General features: G+C 41.8%; 12 protein-coding genes. 3 read left to right on the top strand and 9 right to left on the bottom strand.

Features of this window, described 5'->3' with window-relative positions; genetic code table 11:
* Positions 1-313: 313 nt before the first annotated feature.
* The 5 genes from AC1IR0_RS12665 to rplM all read right to left on the bottom strand — a co-directional run bounded on the left by AC1IR0_RS12665 (position 314) and on the right by rplM (position 3,231).
* Positions 314-961 carry a hypothetical protein gene (locus tag AC1IR0_RS12665; protein ID WP_004281678.1) on the bottom strand — a complete coding sequence of 216 codons (648 nt, stop codon included), beginning with the start codon at positions 959-961 and terminating at the stop codon, positions 314-316.
* Between the two features lie 18 nt (positions 962-979).
* Positions 980-1,408 (bottom strand): ClpXP protease specificity-enhancing factor, encoded by a 429-nt coding sequence (locus AC1IR0_RS12660; RefSeq protein WP_004281679.1) that lies wholly within the window; start codon positions 1,406-1,408, stop codon positions 980-982.
* Positions 1,409-1,417: 9 nt separating this feature from the next.
* The gene (locus AC1IR0_RS12655) at positions 1,418-2,071 is read right to left on the bottom strand and encodes a glutathione S-transferase N-terminal domain-containing protein (RefSeq protein ID WP_253113530.1); all 654 of its coding nucleotides are present in this window, start codon (positions 2,069-2,071) and stop codon (positions 1,418-1,420) included.
* Between the two features lie 331 nt (positions 2,072-2,402).
* On the bottom strand, positions 2,403-2,789 hold the full coding sequence (gene rpsI / locus AC1IR0_RS12650; protein WP_004281681.1) for a 30S ribosomal protein S9: 387 nt from the start codon (positions 2,787-2,789) through the stop codon (positions 2,403-2,405).
* 13 nt (positions 2,790-2,802) lie between these two features.
* Positions 2,803-3,231, bottom strand: a complete 429-nt coding sequence (gene rplM, locus AC1IR0_RS12645) for a 50S ribosomal protein L13 (RefSeq protein WP_004281682.1) — start codon at positions 3,229-3,231, stop codon at positions 2,803-2,805.
* A gap of 305 nt (positions 3,232-3,536) precedes the next feature.
* Between rplM and pdxA the strand changes: the two genes are divergently transcribed.
* From pdxA to AC1IR0_RS12630, 3 genes are read left to right on the top strand one after another with little or no spacing between them, the layout of a single operon-like run.
* Entirely contained in the window at positions 3,537-4,505 is a 969-nt protein-coding gene (gene pdxA / locus AC1IR0_RS12640) for a 4-hydroxythreonine-4-phosphate dehydrogenase PdxA (RefSeq protein WP_044111680.1), read from the top strand.
* A 33-nt stretch (positions 4,506-4,538) separates the two neighbouring features.
* Positions 4,539-5,351, top strand: coding sequence for a 16S rRNA (adenine(1518)-N(6)/adenine(1519)-N(6))-dimethyltransferase RsmA (gene rsmA / locus AC1IR0_RS12635; RefSeq protein WP_129717887.1), 813 nt, complete (start codon positions 4,539-4,541; stop codon positions 5,349-5,351).
* Between the two features lie 6 nt (positions 5,352-5,357).
* Positions 5,358-6,203 carry a symmetrical bis(5'-nucleosyl)-tetraphosphatase gene (locus AC1IR0_RS12630; RefSeq protein WP_479741436.1) on the top strand — a complete coding sequence of 282 codons (846 nt, stop codon included), beginning with the start codon at positions 5,358-5,360 and terminating at the stop codon, positions 6,201-6,203.
* Between the two features lie 52 nt (positions 6,204-6,255).
* Here the strand turns inward: AC1IR0_RS12630 and AC1IR0_RS12625 are convergent, their stop codons facing one another.
* The 4 genes from AC1IR0_RS12625 to AC1IR0_RS12610 form a co-directional block, all read right to left on the bottom strand.
* Entirely contained in the window at positions 6,256-6,702 is a 447-nt protein-coding gene (locus tag AC1IR0_RS12625; RefSeq protein WP_004281686.1) for a DUF2147 domain-containing protein, read from the bottom strand.
* A 148-nt stretch (positions 6,703-6,850) separates the two neighbouring features.
* A complete protein-coding gene (locus AC1IR0_RS12620; protein ID WP_004645963.1) occupies positions 6,851-7,300 on the bottom strand; it encodes a DUF2147 domain-containing protein in 450 nt (149 codons plus the stop codon).
* A 60-nt stretch (positions 7,301-7,360) separates the two neighbouring features.
* The gene (locus AC1IR0_RS12615) at positions 7,361-7,810 is read right to left on the bottom strand and encodes a DUF2147 domain-containing protein (protein WP_005252776.1); all 450 of its coding nucleotides are present in this window, start codon (positions 7,808-7,810) and stop codon (positions 7,361-7,363) included.
* 204 nt (positions 7,811-8,014) lie between these two features.
* Complete coding sequence (locus AC1IR0_RS12610; protein ID WP_005106118.1) at positions 8,015-8,461, bottom strand: DUF2147 domain-containing protein; 447 nt, start codon at positions 8,459-8,461, stop codon at positions 8,015-8,017.
* Between the last annotated feature and the right edge of the window lie 84 nt (positions 8,462-8,545).

The following is an 8,545-nucleotide window of genomic DNA, read 5'->3' as shown; positions in this document are numbered from 1 at the left end:
AGTGAAACCTCTTAGCGCTGATGGTAGTGTGGGGTTACCCATGTGAGAGTAAGTCATCGCCAGCTCATTATTCCAAAATCCCCCTCCGCCAAGGCAGAGGGGGATTTTTTTTATGCGTGGAATTTTAGATACGATATTTAACATATCTATATCTCAAAGTTGATCAGATTCTTCTGAGACAGAGAATTCCTGTTAATTTGTTTGACCTATTGCGATCTCTGTAAAACTAGCGCTATAAGAGTTTACAAGCTGATCTTATAAACCTTACAAAATAAAAAACCAGCGAATCGCTGGTTTTTTATTGCAAACTATTTTAGCCAAACACGCGCATTACGGCTGCGATTAATACCCAAAGAATGACAATCGCCACGATGGGTTCAACAATTTTTGCCCATGTTGGGGTATTGATAACAATGACTTCTTCGACATCTTGATGCTGCTGATTCTGGCTTACCATTTGATTAAACTCCTTCATTGATGCTTCCAATGATAGCTCTTCTTGCACAATTGGTTTAGAGCCTTTGAGTTCTGTTAGCTTGTTTGTTGTCCAAACCCAATCATCTGCTTGACCAGATAAATGTTCAATTTGCCCGGTCAGTAATTCCTGAATGCTATGGATATTATGGTTGCCGGTATCATGCAGTTGTTTTAATTCAATAAGCTGTAAATGAAAAATTTCTGAAGTGCTGTGCTCAAGCTGGGCTCGATCCAGAGTAGATTGATTTTCCGGACTGGTAGCGAGATGACGCACGATTTCCAGGATATATAATTCATCAGGATGATTGATTTCATTATAAATTTTTTGTGGGTTATGACGCCATTCAGTAATAAGTTTTCCTAAAGTTAAGGCATTGATTTCTGATATATATTTTCGTCTTTCTTCTTTTGTATATTCTTTTAGAAGCTCAGGCTTTTGAGTCTCTATCTGTTCAACAAAATATTGTACTAAATCAAAAGCCATTCACTTGCTCCATTATTTTTAATCTAATAGTCTTAAAGTCGGTTTTTTCTTTGGTTGTTCAGTTTGTTCTTCAGTGCTTGATTTTAAAGCATCTTCATCATTTTGTGTATGCTCATATTCACCTGGATCAAAGAATAAACCTTGACCATTTTCACGTGCATAAATGCCGAGTACTGCTGCCATAGGCACATAAATATCACGAGAAACGCCACCAAAGCGAGCCGAGAAGCTAATGGCATCATTGCTCATATGCAGCGCATGCACGGCATGTGGCACAATATTCAGAACAATCTGTCCATCTTTAATAAACTGCTCAGGAACCATGGTATTTGGGCGTGTGGCATCCACCAGCAGGTAAGGCGTCATATTGTTATCGCAAACCCACTCATAGATTGCACGTGCCATATAGGGACGGGTAGGGCTAAGGTTGAATTCTTGTTCGGACATGAGGTTTCTCTACGGGTGCTTGAGTTGCGCTGAATAACGGTTCTTTTCCTGTAATGTCATGGATTTTACAAAGGCAGGACGACTGAAAATTCGTTGGCAATATAAATAAAACGGACGGCATTGCTGCTGTGGTAATTCTACGCCCATCTGTTTCAGACGGATAAAAATTGGTGCCAGCATACAATCCAGGATACTAAATTGTTCAGACATAAAATAGGGAAAATGCTGGAATAGTGGCATCAGTGAAATTAGAATATCCTGTAACTGCTTTTGTGCCTGAGTTCTGGCTTTCTTATCCAGCGTATCAGGATGGCATAACATGAGATCAGCCAGCTTTAACCAGTCATTTTCAAAGCGCCAGATGTATTGTCGTTGCTCTGCCCGGGGTATTGGGGCATCGGCATACAGTTTATTCTGGCGATAACGATCATCTACATATTCTGAGATAATTGAAGTATTAAATAATTTGAGTTCATTTTCGATCAGCATCGGCAATTGATTATAAGGATTGAGACTGGCCAGATCCTCATCATCGGCATCCACCAAAATCAGGTTATATTTAATCTGTTTTTCGGTAAGCACATAGCGAATCCAATGGGAACGAAAGTCATCGGCATGACTATAGAGAGTGATTCCTTGAAGAGGCGCGCTTTCGACTGACATAAATCCTGATGAGCTTCTAATGAATAGACTAGGATACTAAAATTCAACCTAAAAAGCACCAAGCATCAAAGATCAATCGGCTTGAGCCGAGGTAGATTATAAGAAAAACAACTGGAGGAAAATAAGATGCTGATCAAGCTTCCTGTCATTTTGCTGTTTATCTGTATTGGGATCGCAAATTATTATTTGATGAAGTCATTCTGGTGTCACGAAGGGGTATGGGGTAAGGATGTACATGAACAATAACAAGAAAAAATTTCTAAATGACCCACTAACCGCCATAAAAAAACCCTGGAAAATCCAGGGTTTTTTGTCCGATTCGGTAAACGAATTAACGTTTAGAGAACTGAGGACGTTTACGAGCTTTACGTAAACCAAGTTTCTTACGTTCAACTTCACGAGCATCACGAGTAACGAAACCAGCTTGACGAAGAGCAGGTTTTAAAGTTTCGTCAGAAGCGATCAATGCACGAGTAATACCGTGACGGATAGCGCCTGCTTGACCACCAATACCACCACCAGCAACAGTGATGTAAAGGTCATATTTGTCAGTAGCTTCAAGAAGCTCAAGTGGTTGGTTAACAACCATACGAGCAGTTTCACGACCGAAATACTGTTCAAGAGTACGGTTGTTAATTACGAGTTTACCAGTACCAGCTGATAGGAAAACACGTGCAGTTGCGGTCTTACGGCGACCTGTACCATAATTAGTAGCCATGTGCTGTTATCCCTTAGATGTCCAAAACTTGTGGCTGTTGAGCAGCGTGTGGATGCTCAGTACCTGCATACACTTTCATTTTCTTGATCATTGCATAACCAAGAGGACCTTTAGGTAACATACCTTTAACAGCTTTTTCTAGAACTGCTTCTGGTTTGTGAGCGATTAACTTTTCAAAGTTAGTCTCACGGATACCACCAGGGAAACCAGTGTGGCGATAGTATTTCTTATCTTGTGACTTTTTACCAGTCACAGTGATTTCTTCAGCATTGATAACAACGATGTAGTCGCCAGTGTCAACGTGAGGAGTATAAGAAGTTTTATGCTTACCGCGTAAACGACGAGCGATTTCAGTCGCAAGGCGACCTAAAGTTTTGCCAGAAGCATCAACAACGTACCAGTCGTGTTGAACTTCAGCTGGCTTAGCGCTGAGAGTTTTCATTAAACCACTACCTATTATAGTTGGTTTGGACTATGGAATCTGTCCAAACTAAAGGAGACGCGATTCTAAACGAATACGTGAAGAATCACAAATGAAAATTAAAATTTCAAGCGCTGTATTTTATCTAATCTCCCTGGTGAAAGAAAGACCTAAGCCTTTATATGCTACAAAAACTGCAACTATATTTGTAACCATAGTTTCAATGGTATCAAAATATTGATTTATAAGTACTCTTTGCAATGATTACTACAGCGTAGGCGTGATCGGGTTATAATATTTCTCAGCTTTGCCAAATTGAGAAGATGATGCTGCCTTTATATGTCACCAGTGGGGAACCTGCCGGAATTGGTCCTGATATTTGCCTGAGTCTTGCAGATCGTGTTGATGAGCGCCCAATTGTGGTATTGGCGGATATTCATATGCTCAAGCAACGTGCTCAGGTACTCAAATTATCGGTTGAGCTGATTGAATATCAAGGACAGGAGTCATCTTCAGGCATCGGTCAGCTATTTGTAGAGCATGTTCCCGTGCAGCAAGACGTCGTATTGGGTGAGCTGAATCCGAACAATGCGGCTTATGTACTGGAGCAACTGCGTCGATCCGCAGACTATGCCATGTCAGGAAAAAGTGTCGGCGTCGCGACTGCGCCTGTACAAAAGTCCGTGATAAATGAAGCGGGCATTTCTTTTAGTGGTCATACCGAGTATTACCAGGAATTTGCTGGTGTTCCACGTGTAGTCATGATGCTGGCCACCAAAACTTTACGCGTGGCCTTGGCCACTACCCATCTTCCGCTTCGTGCCGTGGCAGATGCGATTACGCCTGAACGCTTGCATCAGGTGATTGATATTCTGATTCACGACCTGAAATCCAAATTCAAGATTGAACAGCCGAATATACTGGTTTGCGGTTTAAATCCGCATGCCGGGGAGGGCGGTTATTTGGGGATGGAAGAAATTGAAGTGATCAATCCGGTACTCGAAAGCTATCGTGCCCAAGGTATCAACATGAGTTTAAGCCTACCTGCTGATACTTTATTTACTCCAGAAAACCTAAAAGATGCTGATGCTGTTCTGGCGATGTATCACGATCAGGGCTTACCTGTGTTAAAATCACAGGGCTTTGGTGAAGCCATTAATATTACCCTCGGCTTACCGTTTATTCGAACTTCTGTTGATCATGGCACAGCACTCTCCCTTGCGGGGACGGGACTTGCGAAAAGTTCCAGCCTGCACGTTGCTGTCGATTTAGCCCTCGATCTGGCGCGCCACTGATTATTGTTCATCACTCACGTTGGAAATGTTTTTATGTATCAAATTAATGCCTTAAACCCAAAAGATGAAGGGCATCAGGCTCGAAAAAGATTTGGTCAAAACTTTTTACATGACCAGCGTGTCATTGCCAAAATTGTACGCTCAGTCAATCCGCGTCCAGGTCAGAACATTCTAGAAATTGGCCCGGGTCTGGCCGCTTTGACTTCACCTTTAATTGGTGAATGTGATGCCTTAACCGTACTTGAGCTGGATCGTGATCTGGCTGCTGGCCTGCCGGGTCGTGTGCCGCATCCTGAACGTTTAACCATTATTGAAGCCGATGCATTGAGATACGATTATTCTCAGTTGTTCCAGGAAGATCGTCCATTACGTGTGGTCGGTAACTTGCCCTATAATATTTCAACGCCACTGTTATTCCATCTCTTGGAATTTGGTGACAAAGTGCAAGACATGCATTTCATGCTGCAAAAAGAAGTGGTAGACCGCATTACCGCATCACCCAATACCAAAGAATATGGCCGTCTGTCGGTGATGATTCAATATTTCTGTAAACCGACTTTCCTGTTCGAAGTGCCACCTGGATCTTTTAATCCGCCACCAAAAGTGACCTCAGCGGTATTCCGTTTAGAGCCTTATAAAGTTAAACCGATTGTGGCGAAGAATGAAAAAGCTCTGACACGACTGGTATCGCATGTATTTACCCAGCGTCGTAAAACTCTGCGTAACAGCTTGAAGGGTATGCTGGTTGAAGAGGGTTTTGAAAAAGCGGGTGTTGATCCGATGGCACGTCCAGAAACACTGACACTTGAACAGTTTGTTGCACTTTCAGATCAAATGGTGGCTTAAATTACGATGAATCGCACTGCTCGATATAATTATGTGATTGGGGATGTTCAAGGCTGTTTTGAGGCTTTGAAAGCTTTGCTTAAAGAAATCAAGTTTGATGCAGATCGGGATTTTATCTGGTTTGCCGGAGATTTGGTTGCACGTGGTGAAAACTCAATTGCAGCATTGCGGTTTATCAAAAAGCTGGCTGAGCAAGGTGCGGCTGCGACGGTCTTGGGAAATCATGATTTGACTTTGCTGGCTTATGCCCGCGGCATCAAACCGGTGAAAGAAAAAGACAATGTCCGTGATGTGATTGATGCGATCGACAGTGATGACTTGATTGACTGGCTGCGCAAACAGCCAATGTGTCTATTTCCAAATGAGCAGACTGTTCTGACGCATGCTGGGATCCCGAATATCTGGAGTGCAGAAAAAACTGCTCAATTGGCACAAGAAGTTGAAGCAATCATTGCTCATGATGACCTTGAGGTGCTGGATGATTTCCTGAAAGAAATGTTTGGGAAAGAACCAGCACTCTGGTCGGATCAGCTACAAGGCCATGAACGTATTCGCTGTATCGTGAATTACTTGACCCGTATGCGTTTAACCGATGTAGAGGGACGTCTGGAATACAGCTTTAAAGATGCGCTGGATGATCCAATGCCGGAAGGTTTTAAACCTTGGTTTGAGTTTGAATCACAGGCTGCGAAAAGTCATCAGATCCTGTTTGGTCACTGGGCCGCTTTGAACGGTAAAACCATTTCGAACAAGATTCAGAATGTAGATGGCGGTTGTGTCTGGGGCAATCAACTGATGGCATTCCGCCTAGAAGATCAGCAGATGTTTGCAGTAGATAATCCGGTGATGTAAGTAAAGCTATTAAAAAAGCCACGTGATTACGTGGCTTTTTTAGTTTTAAAATTTAGTCTGCTCGAATCCAGGTCTGGTTACGGCCTAGAACTGAAACGCCAATGCTGGCACGTAAGGTTAAACGTTTACCGGTATTGTTTAAACGCATTTTTGCATCATAAATTTTACCTGCCAATGGGTCGATAATACGACCTTTGTCATAGTTCTTGGTGCCTTCAACCAGTTTTAGGCCTTTTAAAATGGTCATGCCTAAAATAGGCTGATTGGTATAAGGTGCAGGGCAGTTATTGCATTTTTCACGTGGATTATAATCTGGGCGAGGCGTGATTTTTACAATTTTGCCTGAATAGGTATTATTTGCTTCTTTGCTAATAACGATAATCGCTTTAGCCGCTCCCGTTTTATCATCAATTTGTTGCCAGGTCCCGGTAATATCGTCTGCCCAAAGATTGGTCATACATCCTGCTGTAAGCGCGGCAAGTAATATTTTTTTAAACATAGAGAGTCATTCCAAAGAATTTTTATCATCGCCCGCTCATGTTAGAAATCTTACTAAAATAGTCAACACTTATCTGCATACTATAGAGTTGATACACTAAAAAAAAGCTGCCAATTTGGCAGCTTTTTTGAATAATGAGAATTAGGTATTAATCTTGGCGAATCCAGGTCTGGCTACGGCCTAAAGCGGACACACCCACATAACCACGCAAGGTTAAACGTTTACCATTGGCATTTAGACGCACTCGAGCGTCATAAACTTTACCTGCCAATGGATCAATCACTTTACCTTTTTCATAATTGTTGGTGCCTTCCACATGTTTTAAACCAGTCAATACATCCATGCCCATGATCGGCTGATTGGTATAAGGCGCGGGACATTTATTGCAGGTCTTTTGTGGAGTATAGCCTGGACGTGGAGTCACTTTGATAATTTTTCCAGCAAAAGTCCCATTATCATTTTGACGAATTTCAATAATCGCTTTTGGTGAGCCGGTTTTATCATCAATTTGCTGCCAGATGCCCGTCAGATCCTGTGCATAAGCAGTCCCAGTCATCAGTGCAGCGATGAACATTAATCCTAATTTAGTTTGTTTCATTATATTTATGCCTTTTTTATAGATGAATAAAATATCCCCAACACAAAAGTGCTGTTTTTATTAATCCTGGCGAATCCAGGTTTGTGTGCGACCAATCGCAGAGATCCCGATATATCCACGTAAAGTCAGTCGTTTCCCATTGGCAGAAATCCGCCCTTTTAAATCATAAATTTTGCCAGTGAGTGGATCGAGTACCCGGCCATGTGCATAGTTATTTTTGTTGGTGGGTTTCAGTCCTTTAATGACGTCTAACCCCAAAATCGGTTTATCGGTATAAGGTGGTGGACATTTGACACATTTTTCCCGTGGTGTATAACCTGGGCGAGGTGTGACTTTAGTAATCGTTCCGGTATAGGAGCCATCAGCCTGCGTTTTCATTTCAATCAATGCTTTAGGTGAGCCGGTTTTATCATCAATCTGTTGCCAGAGACCAGATAACTCCTGTGCAAAGGCCAGAGAGCTAGTGAATAAAGAAGCTGAAAAAACAGTTAAAAGTGCGATTTTATACATTCGATATCCTTATCCTTATTTTTTTATAAACATTCACCTAATTCCATGTGGTGAATGCTGATGCAAACTACGTTAATACACTTTCATAATCTATATTGCATGAAAAAAGCATATGTTTAATATTCATACAACCTAATGCATTAAAATGCAAGCTTCTATCTACTAAAGCATAACCCCGTCACATTTTATTTAATAAAGCAGGAATTAATCCTGCTTAATCCAGGTTTGACTACGGCCTAGTGCTGAAACGCCGATATAGCCGCGTAGGATCAGACGTTTCCCATTAGCACTTAATTTTGCTTTGGTGTTATAAAGATTCCCTGATAATGGATCAAGCAGCTTGCCTTGAGCAAAACTGTTATTGCCGACGTGCTTTAAGCCAGTGAGTACATCCAGACCAAGAATAGGTTTATTGGTATAAGGTGCGGGACAGGACACACAATTTTCTTTCGGAGTATATCCAGGACGAGGGGTGATTTTTGTGATCTTGGCAGCATAGACGCCGGAAGCCGTCTCACGAATTTCCAGGAATGCTTTAGGTGAACCAGTTTTGTCGTCAATATTTCTCCATGTCCCTGAAAGGTCAGAGGCCAAAGCCAGATGGCTGAAAGAGGCTAAAAGTAAAGTTGAAAAGAATTGAACCTTTTTCATATATCTGTTCCTAGGTTGGATTAGAGTTCTTACTCTATAGTAAGAACGATTACCACATAAAACAAATGATTAATTTGATTCACT

The organism is Acinetobacter sp. 129952, from assembly GCF_056642055.1.
Note: the sequence above shows the minus strand (reverse complement) of the source record. Positions and strands in the feature narration are given on the sequence as shown.

Excerpts from the sequence above, each read along its gene's own strand:
- AC1IR0_RS12620 (WP_004645963.1), bottom strand. The coding sequence starts at position 7,300 with ATGAAACAAACTAAATTAGGATTAATGTTCATCGCTGCACTGATGACT.
- AC1IR0_RS12660 (WP_004281679.1), bottom strand. The coding sequence starts at position 1,408 with ATGTCCGAACAAGAATTCAACCTTAGCCCTACCCGTCCCTATATGGCA.
- AC1IR0_RS12630 (WP_479741436.1), top strand. The coding sequence starts at position 5,358 with ATGAATCGCACTGCTCGATATAATTATGTGATTGGGGATGTTCAAGGC.
- pdxA (WP_044111680.1), top strand. The coding sequence starts at position 3,537 with ATGCTGCCTTTATATGTCACCAGTGGGGAACCTGCCGGAATTGGTCCT.
- AC1IR0_RS12655 (WP_253113530.1), bottom strand. The coding sequence starts at position 2,071 with ATGTCAGTCGAAAGCGCGCCTCTTCAAGGAATCACTCTCTATAGTCAT.
- AC1IR0_RS12665 (WP_004281678.1), bottom strand. The coding sequence starts at position 961 with ATGGCTTTTGATTTAGTACAATATTTTGTTGAACAGATAGAGACTCAA.
- AC1IR0_RS12625 (WP_004281686.1), bottom strand. The coding sequence starts at position 6,702 with ATGTTTAAAAAAATATTACTTGCCGCGCTTACAGCAGGATGTATGACC.
- rplM (WP_004281682.1), bottom strand. The coding sequence starts at position 3,231 with ATGAAAACTCTCAGCGCTAAGCCAGCTGAAGTTCAACACGACTGGTAC.
- AC1IR0_RS12615 (WP_005252776.1), bottom strand. The coding sequence starts at position 7,810 with ATGTATAAAATCGCACTTTTAACTGTTTTTTCAGCTTCTTTATTCACT.
- rpsI (WP_004281681.1), bottom strand. The coding sequence starts at position 2,789 with ATGGCTACTAATTATGGTACAGGTCGCCGTAAGACCGCAACTGCACGT.
- AC1IR0_RS12610 (WP_005106118.1), bottom strand. The coding sequence starts at position 8,461 with ATGAAAAAGGTTCAATTCTTTTCAACTTTACTTTTAGCCTCTTTCAGC.
- rsmA (WP_129717887.1), top strand. The coding sequence starts at position 4,539 with ATGTATCAAATTAATGCCTTAAACCCAAAAGATGAAGGGCATCAGGCT.